The sequence below is a fragment of the Lederbergia galactosidilytica genome, from assembly GCF_017873565.1.
Lineage (GTDB): Bacteria > Bacillota > Bacilli > Bacillales > Bacillaceae_C > Lederbergia > Lederbergia galactosidilytica.
Window position 1 is genome coordinate 110,808 of sequence record NZ_JAGGKH010000014.1, and the last position, 20,057, is coordinate 130,864.

Genomic DNA, 20,057 nt, shown 5'->3' on the forward strand with positions numbered 1-20,057 from the left:
ATACGAGTGATGTTTAGCTAATTCAATAGTAGGGATAGGGTGAAGGCAGTGAACTATCTGAGTCAATTAACTCGGAGTTTTACAAATCGTAAGGTGAAAATAAAATTATTAGGAATCTACTTAGCTGTAACAGTCATTCCTATCCTACTGATTGGATTTTATCTTAATTATAGTATGAGAGATGTTGTCCTAAATAATACGATTAATGAAGTGGATGCGAATGTCGATAAGCTAGAAATGCGATTAAACACTATTTTAGATCGAGCCATTAGTATTTCAGATCAGCTTTACATTAGTAATGATTTAAAGAAAGTGCTGGAGCAGGAATACGAAAGCAATCTTGAAATCTATAATGCCTATGCAGCCTATCCGATTTTTGATAATTATTTACGCTATTACAATGAAATTGAAAATATTCGCTTCTATATGACCAAGGAAATGATTACAAATTCACAATTTGTCTATGCAGATCAGGAGACTAGAAATCAAGAGTGGTATCAAGGGGCAGTAGAGAGACAGGGCCGTATTTCTTGGGAGTATATACCAGATAAATGGACGAAGACCTCTTATCTTACACTAACCAGATCCGTTTATGGCAATAATCGTGAATTATTAGGGGTTTTAGCGATTGCCATTTCTCCTGATAACCTGACATCCATATCGAAGAGTGAGCTATTTGATGTATTTGTCTCATTAGATAGTGAAAAAATCGTTCATAGTAAGGATCCAAATTATTTAGGAGAATATCCATTTTTTATAAAAAAGGCGGATATTCAAGATCAAAAATCGATTATTTATGATACTGACTTTAAACAAGAAAACTATAAAATCTATTTACGTTCTTTTAAACCGAGCAAAACATTAGAAAACCAAATCCAAATTACGGCTTTAATTCCAGTAGAAGACGTGATTAAAGATTCAAAGAAAGTTTTATATAATGGCTTTTTGATTGTGATGATTTGCTTACTAGTTTCGATTACGCTGATCGGCCTCTTTATTAAATCATTCGATAAACGAATTTACCAGTTGCGAAGTGCGATGAATAATATCGCCAAAGGAAATTTCGATATTGAGGAAAGAAAATTAGGCGGGGATGAAATTGGACAAGCGTATGAAGATCTAGTTGTGACAGCAGATAGTATTAAAGAATTAATCAATGTAGTATATATTCATAAAATCAATGAAGAACAATGGAAAAGAAGACAAAAAGAGTCCGAATTTAAAATGTTAGCAAGTCAAATCAATCCTCACTTTCTCTATAACACATTAGAAATGATCCGCATGAAGGCGTTGATTAATAAAGATCAAGAGGTAGCAAGAAGTGTAATGTTGCTAAGTCAAATGATGCGTTCAAGTTTGGAAGTTTCCGAGCAACCAATCTTATTAGATTCTGAAATTAACTTAATCAAAACTTATTTAGAAATTCAAAAAATGCGTTTTGGTGATAAAGTGAATTTTAGTGTTAAGGTCAAATGTGATATTCAGGACTATTATATTTTCCCGCTACTTCTCCAACCAATCGTTGAAAATGCGATTATTCATGGGATTGATCGAGAAATGGAAAACAGCATAATTGAGGTTGAAGTGTTTAAAACGCCTAAATATCTTATGATTGCAGTGAAAGATAATGGGGTAGGAATCACTCCTGCGTCTTTATCTCTATTAAACGAAGCCTTAAATACATCAGAGGATACAAGCCAAAAAAGTAGTGGGATCGGCATGAATAATGTTAATAAAAGGATTAAATTATACTATGGCGACGACTATGGAGTGGAAATAAAGAGTGAGTATGGGATTGGAACAGTTGTAACATTGTTCTTACCTTTAGAGAAAGGACCAGATTCAGATGCGGAAATTACTAATCATTGACGATGAACCAATTATCCAGGAAGGGTTAAAGCATGTCATCCCTTGGGAAGAATTTGGTTATGAAATTTGCGACGTCGGGATCAATGGCCGGGATGGTTTAAATAAAATCCGGTTACATCGGCCAGATTTAGTGATGCTTGATATTCGAATGCCAGGATTGTCTGGAATCGATATAGTTAGTCAGCTAAAGAAGGAGAATTTCACTACTAAATTTATCATTTTAACCGCGTATTCTAGCTTTTCCTATGCTAAAAGATTAATGGGGCTAGGAATTGAGCATTATTTATTAAAACCTGTGGTGGAAACAGAGCTAATTCAAGTACTTAATAAAATTGAACAAGAGCGACTCGAGGAACAGAAATTCCAGGAGCAACTTGCTTTCTATAACCAACTGAATGAAGAACGGACATTGAGAGCCTTGTTGGAAGGGATGCAAGATCATCTATCTGAATCATTGCTTACTAAACTGGAAGATAAGGAACTACAACTTGTGCGGATTTGTGGTAATGTGCACCAACATAATGATCAATGGTTAATAGAAAGAGTGGCAGAACATACTGAGCAGATAAAATTAATTCGAAAAGATGATTTTAACCACTTGCTATTTATTCAAAAAGGTCCCGCTTTTATAAAGCAATTTTTAGCAAAAATAAATAGAAGTTTTTTAGAGAACAATGGACAGAAGATTATCCTAATGGTGGCAGATCCAATCAACCATATAGAGGAATTACCTGATGCCTATAAACAAATAAAGGAATTAATGGATGTCCATTTTTGTTTTAGTGAGAAAGAAATTTTTCATTATCAGCATATAACAGCAGAGACGAAAGGGGTTAAGAAACCAGATGAAGAACAGAGTAGAAGGAAATTGTATCATTATATAGAGTTTGGTGATCACCAGAATATTAAAAAGATTGTCTCTGAATTAGAACAATATTATCGGTACACCCGCTTTTCAAAGGAAAGGATCAAGGCGGAAATCTTTGAGTGGTGTGTCTCTTTCATTGACTTCATTCAAAAAAATTACCCGGATTTAGATACGATCGATAAAGATATTTGGGCCAATAAAATTAATATCCAAACCAATCTACAAGCAATTATTCAATTGATCGTTGAGGAACTTTTATTAATCAGTGATTCTATTCATGGCAGTGCTCCGACAAAAGGAAATATTGTCGATAAAGTAAAAGAGTATGTTCATTTTTATTATAGTGAAGATATTAGTTTAAAATATGTGGCAGATTTATTTCATTATAATAGTGCTTATTTAGGAAAACTGTTTAAAAAAGAAACTGGAGAGTATTTTAATGTTTATTTGCATCAAGTAAGAATTTACAAAGCAAAGGAATTATTGGTGCTTGATAAATATAAAGTCAATGAGATTTCTAAATTAGTCGGATATTCCAATGCTGATTATTTTTACAAAAACTTTAAACAGTATGAAGGGATGAGTCCGAAAGAATACCAGATGAAACAACGAAAAGAAATCAACAGCTAGTGAAGAGGGATAAGTATGGCTAAACCTGTGACAGAAAGACCAGCATATATAATGATGAAATATCTGTATAACTTTTTTATGACGAATCTTTATTTTATTTTATGTAATCTACTATTTTTTATCGTATTTTACTTGGCTGATTTTGTGTTTGAAAATATTTTATTGTTTTATATTACCTTAATCCCGATGGGCCCAGCGATAACAGCTGTTCTTTCGACAATGGGGAAATTAGTAAGGGAAAAAGATATTCAGGTTACAAGGGACTTTTTTAAAGCATATACACTTAACTTTTGGCCAACGATGAAATACTGGTTCATTCAGTTAACGATATTACTAATCTTGGCGATTGATATCGGTTACTCTACGAATCATAGTAATATTTTTTCACCTGTATTTTTTATTCTAATGATCGTCTGTGTGTTTATTATGATTTATGCTTTTCCAATTATTTCTAGATTTGAAGTGAAGTTAAAAAACCTCTTTATCGTTTCCATCTATTCCAACTTTAAATACTTTAAAGCAACACTTTTAAACATTACTAGTATCGGCGCTTTTGTCATTATTTACTGGAATTTCCCAAGCATTAGCTTTTTATTTTCGATTAGCTTAATTGGCTATTTCGTCATGTTAAATTTACAACAACCATTAAAAGATTTAGAGATGAAAATGTCTAAAGGGTAGGCAAATGGAGGAAAGACTTTGCGAAGAATTAATATAAAAACAATCAGTCTATTCATCATCATTATCCTGGTGATTAGTTCCTTATTGGTGATTGCAACGAAAAAACAAGATCAATCAATGGAACAGATTTCTCAGGAGACAGAAGAACTAACAGAGCAAACGCAGGAGAAGCAGCAAGTCCAGCCAGTTCTTTCGATTAAAGCGGATCAGGTACGACATCTGACATTGGAAAATGGAGAAAAGACGATTGAACTGATGCCAGACTCTCCCTATTCAGAGGAAGAAGTTCGGACAAATTTAAGTGGATGGTATATACATCAACCATATCAAAATGTTTATAGTGTGAAGTACAATCCACTTGTTGATATGTTGTATGGAATAGCAGAATTAAAATGGAATGAAATCATCGGTGAAAAAGAAAACCTTGATAAATATGGATTAGAACAACCAGATATGAAGTTAACCTTTCAAACGGAGGAGGGGGAAGAAACTCTTCTTATAGGTGATCAGGCTGGAGAAGGGAAGCGTTATGCAAAATTAACTGATGGTGAGCAAATTGGGACGATAGCGGAAGATGTTTTAGAGCCATACCAATTACAAGCGTTTGAGCTAGTCGAGAAGTTTGTTAAAATCATTGCGATTGATGTATTGGAACAATTGCAAATCAATTATGGAGACCAAGAAATTTTAATTGAAATTGACCATCCAATTGAGCAGGAAGATCAAGAATCCCCTCTCTTTTTTATCGATGATCAAGCAGTAGAGGAAGATACGTTTAGAAATTTATATAAAGATATTGCAGGATTATCTGTGGATGACACTGTAGAAGATGCGACTTATCATAGTCCTGAAGCGACAATGGTTTATACGATTTTTAATCAGGAACAGAAGGAGAAACAAGAGATAAAAGTGGAATTAGTTTCTTATGATAAGCAAAACTTTGCTGTATTTTTGAATGGAAAAGCAGATTTTTTACTAAAGAAAGATGTTTTTGAACAAATGCTTAAAAAGATCCTTCAAGCTTAATAAGAAAAAGGAGAGTTTTCAAAAGTGATTCATCAACTTTGGGAAACTTCTTCTTTTTTTATTCCGTAAAAAATTAGATGATTATTTCTGCTAAAAATGCAAATGACAATAGTCAACAAACAGGTATATATATTTAATTGAAATGGCTCCGTAAAACCTCTAATAATTACGGGAATTATCCTCTAGTTTAGTAGGTATAAATTGAAAGCGATTTCAATTACTATTGTTTCTAAAGGAGGAAAGAAATATGGCAGAAATACGAAGGTATTGATAGCGGATTCTTATTACTAATAACCTTTGGATTTTTGGAATCTGTTAAACAAGAATCAATTCAGTTGCTCTAAATTTGAGAAATAAGGGGGAAGAAAGATGTTTAGACGTAAATGGTCTTTATGGTCACTCATGCTAATTTTATTAATTGGTTTTACTCTCTCCGGCTGTAGCGATGCTTCAGATAAAAAGGTGGATGGCTCGGGAAATTCTAAAAAAAGCTCGAAGCCTACTGATGAGCCAATTACCTTAACTATCTTTAATGCGGATTTGACGACGGATGTACCCTTTGATGACCCAGTGGCCCAGGAAATTACGAAAAGGACAGGGATCAAACTTGATATCCAACATCCTGTTGGTGGAGATGATCAGGCAATTCCACTGATGATTGCTAGTGGAGAGTACCCTGATATGATTTTTGCTAAAGGAGATATTGGGAAATTAATTGAAGCTGGTGGGGTCATTAAGCTTGATGATTTAATTGAGGAAAAAGGCAATAATCTAAAGAAAATGTATGGTGATCAGCTCGATCGCTTGCGGAATTCGCTTGATGATCCAAGTATTTATACAGTTGGGACTTATGGTGTAGAAGAAGCGCATTGGACAACAAGTGGAACAACGTCCATACAGTTAGATGTTCTTCGGGAACTAGATTATCCTGAAATTAGAACGATCTATGACTTTGAGGAAGCTTTAAAGGATTATATTGCAAAATATCCAGAGATTGATGGCCAAAAAACAATTGGACTTTCTTTGTTAGGTAGTGATTGGCGTTGGTTAATTACAGTTGGAGATCCAGCCGGAGCCGCTCTAGGTATTCCTGGTGATGGTCAATGGGCAATTAACGATGAGACTGGGGAAGCAAATTATAAGTTTACCGTACCTGAGATTAAAGAATATTTTAAATGGCTAAATCACATGAATGATATTGGCTTACTTGATCCGGAATCATTTACACACACTGAAGATACTTATATTGCAAAACTATCTTCCGGTCGGGTATTGGGAATTGCAGACCAGGATTGGAATTATGGAGCTGCAGACAAAGCTCTTAAAGCGGACGGTAAGTTTTGGAGAACGTACGCTCCACTACCTGTTACTGTGAATGAGAAATATAAATCTCAAGCCTTAAAAGATTATGGATATTCTGGTGGATGGGGTATCTCGATTAGTTCCACCTCAGAATATCAAGAAGAGGCGTTTGAATTCCTAGACTGGATGGCTTCTGAAGAAGCACAAATCCTTGTAAACTGGGGAATTGAAGGCGAAAACTATGATGTCGTCGATGGAAAAAGAGTGTTACAGGATGACGATAAACAACAACGAAATACCGATTCTGAATATCCAGAAAAAACAGGTGTAGGTCAATATGTCTATCCATTCCCACAATGGGGAAATGGGGCAGTTGATTCAACGGATAATCCAATCTCACCCGACACACAAGAAGATATCATTGCTACCTATACAGATGCGGAAAAAGAAGTTCTCAAAGAATATGAAATGGAGAGTTGGATTGACTGGTTCCCTTCTACAGAAGAATTAGGAATTTCAAACCATGGACAAGCTTTTAATTATACAATTCCTAGTAATAGTGATTTACAAATCATTCAACAAAAAGCGGATGATTATACAGAACAAAAAATTACCCAGGCGATACTTGGAAAACCTGCTGATTTTGACAAGGCTTGGGATGAAATTCAAGCCAAGCTAATTGAAATGGATATTGAAAAGGCTAATAAGGAAATGACAAAAATGACTCAAGATAAGATGGAATTATGGGGAACTAAATAACTGTAATTTTTTAATAATAAAGGAGCCTTCTCTTTTGGGGTTCCTTCTTGCTACTCAGTAAATTAGTTAGATGAGTCTATATATACTTTCTAATTACAAGTACCTTTGCATACTTTCCGGGCATGCCTATTTTTCATAGAAAGACTTGGTGAAATGGCAGCAAATAGGTCACGTATTCGCAAATGAAAGCTAGCTACCTTTAACTAGAGAAAATGTAGGGAGTGGATCGCAGGGAATTTATGTTATTACAAAGGTATTTTCTATGTGATTACAACCGATAATACTACGAATTCAATTTTTTGTTCCTGTTAAAATCTCCTGGAACCATGGTCTGATCCTATAAATATTGAGAATTGGGCAGAATTGATCCCCCTTTATATTTCCATAATAATGGTAGAGTTTATCTAACTAATAATCATGCGATCAATAAGGACGTCTTAAATGAAGAATTGACGATTCACTCAATTAAATAGTGAATGTAGAAGTTATACTGAGGCGAGGTAGCCTCACCTATATGAGAAAAGTATCTTTACTAGATAGGTTGAAAAAGGTCTGTTACAAAATATAAATTTTGATAATAATTGGGTAGCATTTAATCGACTGGGAACCGACAATCGAGTGTTTTTTCTCTTAAAATAGCTATTTGCATTTTTTATTGGTTGAATTTCGACATAAAACCTCTAATTTTTACAGGAAATTTACACTTTTTTAATGGGTATAAACGGAAAGCGATTTCAGATAACATGATAGATAAAGATATGGTAGAAATTTGGCTAGCTCTAGCGCTTAGCCCTGAGAAGCTCACAGGGTGTGGGGGCAGCGGCGTTGCGCCAGGACGGCATGCATTTACCGATGTTCTACTGAATATTTCTTATTTCAGAACATTTGCTTGTCGGGGCTGACCAAGGCGCTTGTGCATTTCTTAGTAGATAAGGGGGGAAAGGTGTGGCAAAAACAGCTATAGAATTGAAAGGAAAAACAAATAAGCCATTAAATAATACTTGGAAGAAGATCAAAGGGCAAAAGGCTTTGATTTTAATGTCTTTTCCATTTGTCATTTGGTTAATCGTTTTCAAGTACATACCTCTCGGTGGATGGACGATGGCTTTTCAAGATTATTCTCCTGCAAAAGGGTTTTTAGACCAAGAGTGGGTAGGGTTAAAGCATTTTAAAGTTCTTTTCAAAGAGGATTTATTTTATCAATCTTTAACAAACACATTGGGGATGGGGATTTTAGGTCTTGTTTTCGGAACGATTACATCTATCGGTTTTGCTTTATTAATTAATGAAGTAAGATTAGTTAGATTTAAGAAATTAACGCAAACGATTTCCTATTTACCCCATTTTGTTTCATGGGTGATTGTAGCGAATATTGTCACAACGATGTTAGCTCCAGAAGGAATTGTGAATAATTTATTAATGGCTACGAATCTAATTGATAAACCGATTGGCTTTATGTCGAATCCTAATATGTTTTGGGGGATTGTGACAGCGGCTGATGTGTGGAAAGAAACTGGTTGGAATGCAATCATCTATTTAGCGGCAATGACGGGGGTAGACCCGCAATTATATGAGGCAGCAAAAGTAGATGGGGCAAGTCGCTGGAAACAAATGTGGCATATTACATTACCAAGTATACGACCAGTCATTATCGTGTTATTAATTCTAAACATTGGAAACTTAATTAATATTGGCTTTGAAAAACAAATGTTATTAGGAAATAATATTGTTGCGGAAAAAGCATTAGTGATTGATTTGTATGCATTAAATTATGGGATTGGTATGTTCCGATATTCTTTCGGTACAGCAATTGGAATTTTCAAATCTGTCATTAGCGTGATATTAATCGTTATCTTTAATAATCTTGCCAAGAAAACAGGGGATGGCGGAATCTATTAAGACAAGGAGGAAACCAAAATGCAACGTTTCAAGAAGATTACACTATTTGACCTTATCCTTTCCATCGGCATGATCATCGTCATTATTATTACGCTATACCCCTTCCTCAATATATTGGCCATTTCACTGAATAATGCCGTTGATACAGCTAAAGGTGGTATTCATATTTGGCCAAGGCAATTTACATTTGCGAATTACACGGAGATTTTTGGAAGTAATGACAGGCTTTTAAAAGCTTTCATTATGTCTGTTACAAGAACAGTTGTAGGGACAGCAACCGGCATTATCGCTAGTACGATGTTGGCTTATACATTAAGTAGAAAAGACTTTGTTTTCAATAAACCAATCGCGATTCTCCTCGTATTAACAATGTTTGTTAGTGGAGGATTGATTCCCGATTATATGTTGATTCGAAATCTGGGCTTAATCAATGAATTTGCGGTATACATTTTGCCGATGTTAATTAGTGCTTTTAATGTAATCATCATTCGTTCCTTTATGGATAATTTACCGAAGGCATTGGAAGAATCAGCTAAAATGGATGGAGCAAATGATTTTACAATCTTTGCTCGGATCATCTTACCCTTGTCCATGCCTGTAATTGCGACCATTTCACTATTCTTAGCTGTTGGTCAATGGAACAGTTGGTTTGATACCTATTTGTATGCAAGGTCTAATGAAAATCTCACAACTCTACAATACGAATTAATGAAAATATTAGATAATGCGAGCACATCAGGAGGGGCTGGTATTAATTCGCAAAATGCCGAATTTATTGCCAAACAGACGAATCCACAATCTTTAAAAATGGCAATTACCATTATTGCCACAGTTCCAATCTTAATGGTCTATCCTTTCCTGCAAAAATACTTTGTTACAGGATTAACATTAGGAGCTGTTAAATAAGGTATCAATTTTTTTGATATAAATAACAAAAGGGCAAGCGTCCGGTAGCAACGTAATTTGTTAGTCACTGGGCGTTGAAGCTGGAAAATGAGGGGGAGTAAAATGTTTAGACGTAAATGGCCATTATGGTCACTCATGTTGGTATTCATTGCCGGTCTAACGCTAGCAGGTTGTAGTAGTGATTCAGATAAGAAGAAGGCGGATGGATCAGGCGGTTCTAAGGATGACCCGATTACATTGACTTTCTTTAATGCAGACTTGACCACAGATGTATCGTTCGATGACCCTGTTGCAAAGAAAATTACAGAGAAAACAGGTATCGTTCTTGATATCGAGCATCCAGTTGGTGGAGACGAGCAAGCAATCCCACTCATGATTGCAAGTGGGGAATACCCTGACATGATTTACGCTAAAGGGGATATTGGTAAACTTATTGAAGCTGGCGGTGTAATTAAGCTTGATGATTTAATTGAAGAAAAAGGCGAAAATTTGAAAAAGATGTATGGTGATCAAATCGATCGTCTACGTAATTCAATTGATGATCCTAGCATTTATACAGTAGGAACTTATGGTGTAGAAAATGCTTATTGGTCGACTAGTGGTACAATGTCGTTACAATTAGATGTCCTACGTGAACTAGGTTACCCTGATATTAAAACACTAGATGATTATGAAAAAGCATTAAAGGATTATATTGCTAAACATCCAGAAGTGGATGGACAAAAGACCATTGGTTTGTCCCTATTAGGTAGCGATTGGCGTTGGTTAATTACCGTTGGAAACCCAGCTGGTTTCTCACTTGGTATTCCCGATGATGGTCAATGGGCGATCAATGATGATACGGGAGAAGCGACTTATAAATTTATGGTGCCGGAGATTAAAGAATATTTTAAATGGCTAAACCATATGAATGATATTGGTTTACTTGACCCGGAATCTTTCACCCAAACTCATGATACGTATATTTCCAAGTTATCATCTGGTCGAGTATTAGGTATTGCTGACCAAGATTGGAATTTCCAAGACGCAGACAAAGCATTAAAAGCAGATGGTAAGGACTGGAGAACTTATGCTCCACTACCTGTTACATTAGATGAAAGCTACAAATCTCAAGGCTTAAAGGATTATGGTTTTGCTGGTGGTTGGGGAATTTCTATTAGTTCCACTTCGGAATATCAAGAAGAGGCATTTGAATTCCTTGATTGGATGGCTTCTGAAGAAGCACAAATTCTTTTGAATTGGGGAATTGAAGGGGTTAACTATGATGTTGTTGATGGGAAAAGAGTATTGAAAGATGAAGATAAAGAACAAAGAAAAACAGATGCTAAGTATCCAGAGAAAACAGGTGTAGGTCAATATGTCTATCCGTTCCCTCAGTGGGGAAATGGTGCAGTTGATTCAACAGGAAACCCAATCTCTCCTGATACACAAGAGGATATTATCGCAACATATACAGATGCGGAAAAAGAAGTGATAAGTGAATATGGAATGAAGAGTTGGGTTGATTGGTTCCCATCTACCGAAGAATTAGGTATTTCTAAGCATGGATCAGCTTCTAACTACACAATTCCAAACAATAGTGATTTACAAACAATCCAACAAAAAGCGGATGATTTTGTAGAACAAAAAATTACCCAAGCGATTCTTGGTAAACCAGCTGACTTTGACAAAGCCTGGGATGATATTCAAGCTGAGCTTATCAAAATGGATATTGAAAAGGCTAATGCAGAAATGACAAAAATTACCCAAGATACAATGGAGTTATGGGGTACAAAATAATATCATTAAACAGGCGGAGATCATGGTTTCTTCGTCTGTTTTTTAATTTGCGTAATAAGTAAAGGTTTTATAAAAACAGTTACACATTACAATGTTTCCCTTTAGACTAGTATTAATAGGGAAATCAGAAAATTAAATCACTTGTTTTTTTACCAAAGAGAAGGTATATTATTAGGTATTTTAAAAACTGGGTGTTTGGATTATCGTGTGGGACAGATGAAGTGCTTAGTCATTCCTAGTAAATCCTTCTCTGGGGACAAAGGGAGCTGCTCAAAAAGTCCAGTTCATAATAACTTCAGATTCCGCGGGCAATTGTCAAATCTTCTAGGACAGTCTTTTGGAATCTCATATATAGAACCTACTTTGTATCAAAGGGTAATGAAAATCCTTAATTTTTTCGTTTTCCATTGATCTTCGTCAAGGTTTCGATGATCCGTGAAAAACACTAGGGTATCAAAGGCCGAGAGCGCTAACGCAACTCCGTCCTGAACGAAGGACGAGCTTCTTGTAAGCATGTGGAAAGGGAGCATATTCCATATGCTTTTCCAGTTATCTAGGAATCTTTTAACCTATGTAGAAAGGAAAGATTGGATGAGGAAAAATTATGAAACAAAGCATATTTTTATGGCGATCGCGATCTGCTTCATTCTAGCTTCACCGATCATTATTATTTATATCCCAATGATGTTTGCCCAATTCTTTCATTATACACCAAAGGTTTGGCAGGTTTTTGTCCCAATGGAAAATTACTTAGTATGTGCTGTTGGACTTATCTTTCTTATTGCAGCTTTCTTTCTTCTTTTCTTCTTAGATTTTCATAAAAAGTCGATTGCAATTTTTCTACTTCTACTCGTACTATCAATAGCTTCCTTTTATATTATGACACAATCTTATCAGCGATTAGCAGAGGATCATCTATCTTACCAGCAGCTTTTTACAACACATCAGTATTCTTATCGTTGGGAAGATGTAAAGGAAGTCAGGCAAACGATAGAGAAGGAGGGACATTCAAAATATACATTTGTTTTTCACGATGGAAATAATCTAACAATTGGTGAAGATGGCTATTTTAAGGAAATTAAAAATAAAGTAATTAATACATTGGAAAATAATAAGATTGAATTTGTCCAAATAAGGTTAGAATAAATAAGATTTCTCTAGGGAGTTTTATAACTGAAATATGTACGTTCCCGATACTTCCAATATTTGGTTTAAAGAAGCATGCCGACTTATCATTGTTCATAGAGTGTAAAAGAGGTATGATCAGGGAGGTTGGAAAATGGGAATAAGATTGATAAAAATTGCCGTCATCTATTTCTTCATTGGGCTTTTATTTGGATTATATATGTCGGTCACACATGTTTTTAAATTAGCCACTGTTCATGTCCATGTAAATTTACTTGGATGGATGTCCCTAGCTATAATTGGTTTAATTTATATTCAATTTCCGAAACTTGAAAGAACACCTGCTGCGAAAATTCACTTTTGGCTGCATAATATTGGCTTACCGATTATGATGATTGGAATTGCGTGTGCAATATTAGGGATAAGTCCTATCTTTTTCCCCATTGCGACAGTAGGCGGAGCGATAACCATTTTAGGCGTGTTATTTTTTGGGTATAATATTTTATGGCATTTACGTACTTGATCAAAACTAGCAAGCGTCTTATCTTCACTATTTGAAGTTAGGCTGCTTTTTTGTCTAACTAGTGGCTTACTTTTAAATTTAAAGCTTCTCGCTTATCTTGATAGTCGCCGGTTAAGGTGTTCTTATTTCTGACCATCTTTCCTTTTGTTCATACAATATTGGATAAAGATGTAGGAGATGATGAGATGGCATTATGGATCGATGTGTCGATTCAAAAGCATCAGCTCAAATTATTTGATGGATCTAGATTGATCAAAACATATCCTGTTGCGCTGGGAAAAATCGTTACGCCTACTCCTCATGGATCTTATAAAATCATTAATAAACAGCCCAACCCTGGTGGACCGTTTGGAGTACTCTGGATGGGTTTATCCAAGCCACATTATGGTATTCATGGAACGAATAATCCATCTTCAATTGGGAAGAGTGTTTCACATGGTTGCATTAGAATGTTTAATCATGATGTATTAGATCTCTCCAATCGTGTATCACTCGGAACACCTGTTGTGATTCATTAATTCAGCGCAAAAAGCCCATTTATTCTGTTTCGTTTAGAACGTGGGCTTTTATTATTTTGTCTCGACTTTTTTAACTTTACTTTGCATATGCAGAAAGAGACTTGTAATGGCCTTAGAAAATAGAAATAACCCGATATATACAAGAAACATTTTAAAATAACTCATTTTTTCTCCTAGTTGGATGAAATGGATACTGGTCATAATCGGTTTGAAGACAAAAGCTAAAAAGGCGGCCATAATCATACTATAAAGATAAAAATTCTTTCCGCGTTTTAATGTCCATTGATAAACAAGCATGAATAGAACAGGTAGTAAGGCGGCATCGAGGGAAAGGGATTGAAAATAGGGAATGATAAAGTAAGGATAGTTTACTAATCCCAAGCGCATACTCACAACGTCAATATAACCAAACCATACATGGATGTTGAAGCCATAGAAACCTAACAGGAAAATGTTTTTCCTGTCAATGACAAAGAATAAAACAATCAATGGGGCAATCAACATGACGATATCAAACCAAAATTGCCATGTATCAACGAAAGAAAATTGATGCCAATAATCTATAGATACTTTATTTAGTTTTTCTTCAGAAGATAGAACTTTTTCAAATGCTTTACTTTGATCAGTAGTCATGAAACCTGCACTCCATCACTATAGTTTAGTATTATTAGTGTATCCCTCCAGAGGATAGTTATTCAAAATATGCTTGAACAGGATAAATGGTGTGAAATCAACTTAATGGTATTTTTTAGTGGAGACCGATACAATAAAATAAACGATATTACAGGAAGAACAGATCATAATATTTATTAAGGAGTGATAAGCTTATGGCTAAGCAAAATGAAATTGCGACCTTTGCAGGAGGTTGTTTTTGGTGTATGGTTTCACCATTTGATGAACAGCCTGGAATACAAGAAGTCATCTCAGGTTATACCGGAGGACATACGGAAAATCCGACCTATGAAGAGGTATGTTCTGATGCGACAGGGCATGTAGAAGCTGTTCAAATCACATTTGATCCGAGCGTTTTCCCTTATAAAAAATTATTGGATTTGTTTTGGCAACAGATTGATCCAACCGATCCTGGTGGTCAATTTGGTGATCGAGGCAGTTCTTATAAAACAGCAATCTTTTATCATAATGAGGAACAGAGACAACAAGCGGAAGCATCTAAACAGGCACTTGCGGAAAGTGGCCGGTTTTACAAACCGATTGTCACCGAAATATTGCCAGCTGCTCCTTTTTATAAGGCTGAGGAAAGTCATCAAGATTATTATAAGAAAAATCCTTTTCATTATAATGCGTATCGTGAAGGATCAGGAAGAGCTCAATTCATTCGCGAAAATTGGAAAAAGCAAAAGACAGATGATGAGCTTAAAAAGGAATTGACTCCTTTACAATATGAAGTAACGAGAAAAAATGGGACAGAGCCTCCATTTCAAAATGAATATTGGGATAATAAAGAAGAAGGGATCTATGTCGACATCATCTCTGGGGAACCATTGTTTAGTTCGAATGACCAATATGATGCAGGCTGTGGATGGCCAAGCTTTACTAAACCAATTCAACGCTGGGAATTAAAGGAAAACCTTGATACATCTTTTGGAATGAGGAGGATTGAAGTCCGTTCGAAAACGGCTGATGCTCATCTTGGCCACGTCTTTGATGACGGACCTGGACCAGATCATGCTCGTTATTGTATTAATTCCGCCGCCCTGCGCTTTATCCCAAAAGATAAATTACGAGAAGAGGGATATGAGGAATATTTAAGCTTGTTTTCATAAAAACTAATTAAAAAATTATAATACGATTGAAAGTGTAGCCGAAGTCAGAACGACTTTGGCTACACTCATTTTAAAATTGAGCTCAATGGGTAACGGGTTTCCGTTTTGAACACTATTTTTCGATTTGTTAACTTAGAACTTAGTCGGTCAAATCAGCAGTCAATTATGAGTAGCCGTTAAGGAAGTAGCTGGTTTATTCTCATGTGGTCTATTTTTCGCAAAAACTTTCGAAAAAGTAAAAAAAGGTCTTGTTCTTTTTGGCAAGATGCTATAACATTTAAATAACAACGTTGTTATACTTCTTGAAAATGGAAAGCGTTATCACTTTGATTCGTAGAAAACATTTGAAAGGAAGGAATACTATGTGGTCTGCTGATTTATATTTAGAGCGGTTATATGAAGAAACAGTAGCAGCCCAACCAGTTGTATATGATGAGAATTGGAAAAAGGAGTTAAAAGAAAAGTTTCATAAAGCTTTAGGTGACTTTTCCAGCAACTCGGAAGAACAAGAAGCGATTCAACTGGAAAAAGTTGACATGGGAGATTATATACGTTATCGGATTGAATTGGTAACGATTCCGCCACTAAAAATGCCGATCTATATTTTAATACCGAAAAATCATCCTTTGCCATTGCCTACTGTGCTTGCTATCCATGGACACGGGTACGGACATAAGGAATTAGTTGGCTTAAACCCTGATGGCTCATCTAGAGAAAAATCAACCTATCATGAAGACTTTGCGATTGATTTGGTTCAAAAGGGTTTCGCTGTTATTGCACCTGAATTAATTGGTTTTGGCGATAGGAAATTGCAAGAGGATCAAGGAAAAGGAAAACCAGGTGATAATTCCTGTTATCGATTAGCAAGCCAGTTACTTTTATATGGAAAAACTTTAGCAGGCTTACGAGTTCACGAGTGTATGAAAGTAATAGATTATCTTGATAAACAGAAAGAATTTGATTCAAGCAAAATTGGCTGTATGGGTATATCTGGTGGCGGCCTTGTTACTGCTTTTACGTCAATTTTAGATGACAGAATAAAAGCTACAGTCATTAGTGGATATACGAATACTTTTAGAGGAAGCATTATTGATAGAAGACATTGTTTAGATAATTATATACCTAATATTTTACAGATAGCGGAAATGCCAGAATTAATCGGCTTAATTGCCCCTAGAGCGCTTTTTATCGAAGCTGGGAAAGAAGATCATCTATTTCCACTGCAACATGTGCAAATGGCTTTATCAGAGCTTGAGAAAATTTACCAATCCTTTGATGCCGAGTCATTATTAGCATCCCATCTTTTTGCTGGTGGTCATGAAATTAGCGGGGAATATTCTTATGGTTGGTTAGTCGAACAACTAAAATAGCTTTAAAAATAAGGAGAGATAAATAAAATGAAGAAAAAGTATGTCTTAATTGGAACTGGTGGTAGGGCTGAATTTTTCTATGGAGCATTAGCACGAGATTATACAGATACATGTGAACTTCTAGCTTTTTCAGATATTAATCAAACAAGAATGGACTATGCGAATCGCTTACTTGAAGAAAAATATAATCATCCTAAAATCAATACATATCATTCTAGTGAATTTGATCAGATGATTGAAAAAGAAAAGCCAGATTATGTTATCGTCACAACAGTTGACCGTACACATCATACGTATATTATTCGCGCTTTAGAACTAGGTTGTGATGTTATTACAGAAAAGCCAATGACTGTTGATGTAGAAAAAACACAAGCAATTTTAGATGCGATTGAGCGCACAGGAAAAAATGTTCGTGTAACATTTAATTATCGTTATGCGCCTCATAATACAAAAATTAGAGAACTTATTCGAGATGGAGTCATTGGAGATGTTCATTCCGTACACTTTGAGTGGGCATTAGATACCCAGCATGGTGCCGATTATTTCCGGAGATGGCATCGTAACAAACGCAATAGTGGTGGATTACTCGTTCATAAATCAACCCACCATTTTGACTTAGTGAATTTTTGGTTGGATTCTATTCCAGAAACTGTCTATGCTTCCGGTGGATTACGTTATTATGGAAGAGAAAATGCGGAAGCAAGGGGCGTAACTAATTTCTACCAACGCGCTCATGGAAATGAGTATGCTAAAGATGATCCATTTGCGATTGATTTGGAAGCCAATCCTCATTTGAAGGCCATGTATTTAGATGCAGAAAAGGAAGACGGTTATCAACGAGATCAAAGTGTCTTTGGTGATGGAATCGATATTGAAGATACATTAGGGGTACTTGTCACTTATAAAAATAAAGCGATTCTTACTTATTCCCTTAATGCCTACTTACCATGGGAAGGATTTATTATTACATTTAATGGAAGTAAAGGTAGAATAGAGGTCACTGTACGTGAACAGTCCTACATCAATTCAGGCGGAGATAAGGATGATGAAGGGAAATTACAAGAAAAGTCCATTAGAGTATTACCGATGTTTGGGAGGTCTTATGAAGTAGAAGTACAGGAAGGAAAAGGGGGCCATGGTGGTGGTGATGTCGTCTTGCTACAAGATCTATTTGGCGTACCAACAGAGGACGAATTCAACAGAGCTGCCTCCCATATTGATGGAGCAAGATCCATCATGACAGGGATTGCTGGCAATATTTCATTGAAAACCGGGCAAGCAGTAAAAATAGATGACTTGATTAAATTTTAAACAATTTAAACTACGTTCATCGATATACTAACTAGGCTGTTTATAAGCTTTTACTGGCCAGCAGCTAAGTGCTATATGCTTAAGGGCATTAAAAAAGAGCTATTCCTAACGGAGAAAATTGCCAAAAGGCTTCCTTGCAATGGGCATGTCCGGCTTGTTTGCAATTTTCATCAGCGCTTACTCATAAATAAAAGAAGGGAGAATCTCCCTTCTTTTTTGTTATTCATCCAAATTACCTCAGGGTCGGGGGAATCGGCAAATCAATTGCAATGATGAATTGTCCATTGCTTAAATCCACTATCCAGTTGTTTCTTTTAAACAATGCAATTATTTCCATTTTAGTTTAATTACTTTATTCTTTTCCGGACATTTCCGCGATCACATTCCGGGTTTCTTCATCCATTTTTCTTATAACTGTGTTGATATCTTCGCCCTCAAGTAATCGCTGGTAGGCATTGATCATGACAATTGCACTCTCGTATGGCGATCTTTTAGGGATTGGAGCACTATCTAATTTAAATAATGCATCCACATTTTTTTCGGCCATAATATCGGCATGTTCTAATGCTGTTCCAAATTCTTTATACACCTCTTCATTGAGTAAAGCAGTCCCTCCACCTGTACTTACAGACCATTTTTGATAGTCTTCTGACATTAGGTAGGCTAGAACCTCAAAGGCAGCATCGGGATTTTCACTTTGGCTAGTCACGAACATAGTATTTAATAGTTCATTAGGAGCATAATCTGGATAATCCCCACCCCAAACAGGGTATGTCACCCAATCAAAATTTAGACCGGCTTCAAATTCACGCCAAGTAAGACCGTTAGCTTGGTCGCGGAATGGGAATAATGCATAATCAAATGCTGTATCAGCACCTTCCGCATTATGCAGGAAGGTCGCCAATTCTTCCGTTGATTCCATTTCAGGAAGGTTTCCAGGAATGTTTATAATGGCTTGGATGCGCTCAAGGAAAATACGTAACTCTTTATTATCTAAGATTGTCGGTTCATTTGTTTCTGGATCAACCAGGGTGGTACTTACTTGTTGGAGGCCAAGCTTCCCAGGGAAAACGCCGTAATATTTTTTACCATCTTTTTCACCTGTTAATTGTTTACCAAGTTCAATGACTTCGTCCCAAGTCATATTATCTGTTGGATAAGGGACGCCAAAGGCATCGAAAATATCTTTATTATAGGTCAGCACATATCCTTGTTTAAAAACTGGAAGGGCATCAAGTTCGCCGATGGGAGAGTTAGCTTTCAAGGATTCTATTATTCCTTGATCATATTTACTTAGATCTAGCCCATGTTTTTCGATTAAAGGCATTTGATCTCGAAGTAAATCGAGTTCTTGGAACATGGTGAAATTAGTCCCCATGGCAATGTCCGGTATAAGTCCCTTGGCAAAGCTCTCTTCAATTTCCTCTTTCCCATTTGCTTGAATATACGTTAGTTTTATATGTGGTAAAGCCTTTTTGATATGTTGATTAAAAATCTCTTCAAACTCTTTTTCTCCCCAATGAATCATTAAAGAAACTTCTACTTGCGCTGATTCACCTGTATCTTCTGTAACTGAAGTTTCTTCTTCCTTATCATTATTAGAAACTTTCTTTCCACCAGAATCACTGCTACATCCCACGATCAAAGCCATTAGCCCAAATATCATAAGAAGACCCGACAATCTTTGCCTCATTTCATACCCACCCC

16 protein-coding genes are annotated in these 20,057 nt (G+C 35.9%); 14 read left to right on the plus strand and 2 right to left on the minus strand.

Going from position 1 to position 20,057, the window contains the following annotated elements; genetic code table 11:
• Positions 1–48: 48 nt before the first annotated feature.
• The 11 genes from J2Z23_RS15160 (at position 49) to J2Z23_RS15210 (ending at position 13,885) form a co-directional block, all read left to right on the plus strand.
• Positions 49–1,869 (plus strand): histidine kinase, encoded by a 1,821-nt coding sequence (locus tag J2Z23_RS15160; protein ID WP_338018435.1) that lies wholly within the window; start codon positions 49–51, stop codon positions 1,867–1,869.
• Entirely contained in the window at positions 1,847–3,367 is a 1,521-nt protein-coding gene (locus J2Z23_RS15165) for a response regulator transcription factor (RefSeq protein WP_057989463.1), read from the plus strand. The genes J2Z23_RS15160 and J2Z23_RS15165 overlap by 23 nt, the downstream gene beginning before the upstream one ends.
• A 15-nt stretch (positions 3,368–3,382) precedes the next feature.
• Positions 3,383–4,048 carry a YesL family protein gene (locus J2Z23_RS15170; RefSeq protein WP_209974423.1) on the plus strand — a complete coding sequence of 222 codons (666 nt, stop codon included), beginning with the start codon at positions 3,383–3,385 and terminating at the stop codon, positions 4,046–4,048.
• A gap of 18 nt (positions 4,049–4,066) precedes the next feature.
• Positions 4,067–5,074, plus strand: coding sequence for a DUF4340 domain-containing protein (locus tag J2Z23_RS15175; RefSeq protein WP_209974425.1), 1,008 nt, complete (start codon positions 4,067–4,069; stop codon positions 5,072–5,074).
• A 369-nt stretch (positions 5,075–5,443) separates the two neighbouring features.
• The gene (locus tag J2Z23_RS15180; protein ID WP_057989469.1) at positions 5,444–7,135 is read left to right on the plus strand and encodes an ABC transporter substrate-binding protein; all 1,692 of its coding nucleotides are present in this window, start codon (positions 5,444–5,446) and stop codon (positions 7,133–7,135) included.
• 1,038 nt (positions 7,136–8,173) lie between these two features.
• Positions 8,174–9,034, plus strand: a complete 861-nt coding sequence (locus tag J2Z23_RS15185; RefSeq protein ID WP_082881399.1) for an ABC transporter permease — start codon at positions 8,174–8,176, stop codon at positions 9,032–9,034.
• Between the two features lie 18 nt (positions 9,035–9,052).
• A complete protein-coding gene (locus tag J2Z23_RS15190) occupies positions 9,053–9,940 on the plus strand; it encodes a carbohydrate ABC transporter permease (RefSeq protein WP_057989474.1) in 888 nt (295 codons plus the stop codon).
• 102 nt (positions 9,941–10,042) lie between these two features.
• A complete protein-coding gene (locus J2Z23_RS15195; protein WP_057989477.1) occupies positions 10,043–11,719 on the plus strand; it encodes an ABC transporter substrate-binding protein in 1,677 nt (558 codons plus the stop codon).
• Between the two features lie 591 nt (positions 11,720–12,310).
• Positions 12,311–12,865, plus strand: coding sequence for a hypothetical protein (locus J2Z23_RS15200; protein WP_209974427.1), 555 nt, complete (start codon positions 12,311–12,313; stop codon positions 12,863–12,865).
• A gap of 133 nt (positions 12,866–12,998) precedes the next feature.
• A complete protein-coding gene (locus J2Z23_RS15205) occupies positions 12,999–13,367 on the plus strand; it encodes a DUF2871 family protein (protein ID WP_057989480.1) in 369 nt (122 codons plus the stop codon).
• Positions 13,368–13,552: 185 nt separating this feature from the next.
• Positions 13,553–13,885 carry a L,D-transpeptidase gene (locus J2Z23_RS15210; RefSeq protein ID WP_057989481.1) on the plus strand — a complete coding sequence of 111 codons (333 nt, stop codon included), beginning with the start codon at positions 13,553–13,555 and terminating at the stop codon, positions 13,883–13,885.
• 51 nt (positions 13,886–13,936) lie between these two features.
• On the opposite strand, the gene J2Z23_RS15215 is transcribed toward J2Z23_RS15210, so the two are convergent.
• Complete coding sequence (locus J2Z23_RS15215; RefSeq protein ID WP_057989484.1) at positions 13,937–14,518, minus strand: hypothetical protein; 582 nt, start codon at positions 14,516–14,518, stop codon at positions 13,937–13,939.
• A 194-nt stretch (positions 14,519–14,712) separates the two neighbouring features.
• Here J2Z23_RS15215 and msrA point away from each other — a divergent pair, with 194 nt between their 5' ends.
• From msrA to J2Z23_RS15230, 3 genes are all read left to right on the plus strand, one after another.
• Entirely contained in the window at positions 14,713–15,669 is a 957-nt protein-coding gene (gene msrA / locus J2Z23_RS15220) for a peptide-methionine (S)-S-oxide reductase MsrA (RefSeq protein WP_209974429.1), read from the plus strand.
• 344 nt (positions 15,670–16,013) lie between these two features.
• On the plus strand, positions 16,014–17,039 hold the full coding sequence (locus J2Z23_RS15225; protein WP_238482791.1) for a dienelactone hydrolase family protein: 1,026 nt from the start codon (positions 16,014–16,016) through the stop codon (positions 17,037–17,039).
• A gap of 27 nt (positions 17,040–17,066) precedes the next feature.
• Positions 17,067–18,350 (plus strand): Gfo/Idh/MocA family oxidoreductase, encoded by a 1,284-nt coding sequence (locus tag J2Z23_RS15230; RefSeq protein ID WP_209974431.1) that lies wholly within the window; start codon positions 17,067–17,069, stop codon positions 18,348–18,350.
• Positions 18,351–18,702: 352 nt separating this feature from the next.
• On the opposite strand, the gene J2Z23_RS15235 is transcribed toward J2Z23_RS15230, so the two are convergent.
• Entirely contained in the window at positions 18,703–20,043 is a 1,341-nt protein-coding gene (locus J2Z23_RS15235) for an ABC transporter substrate-binding protein (protein ID WP_057989492.1), read from the minus strand.
• Positions 20,044–20,057: the final 14 nt, after the last annotated feature.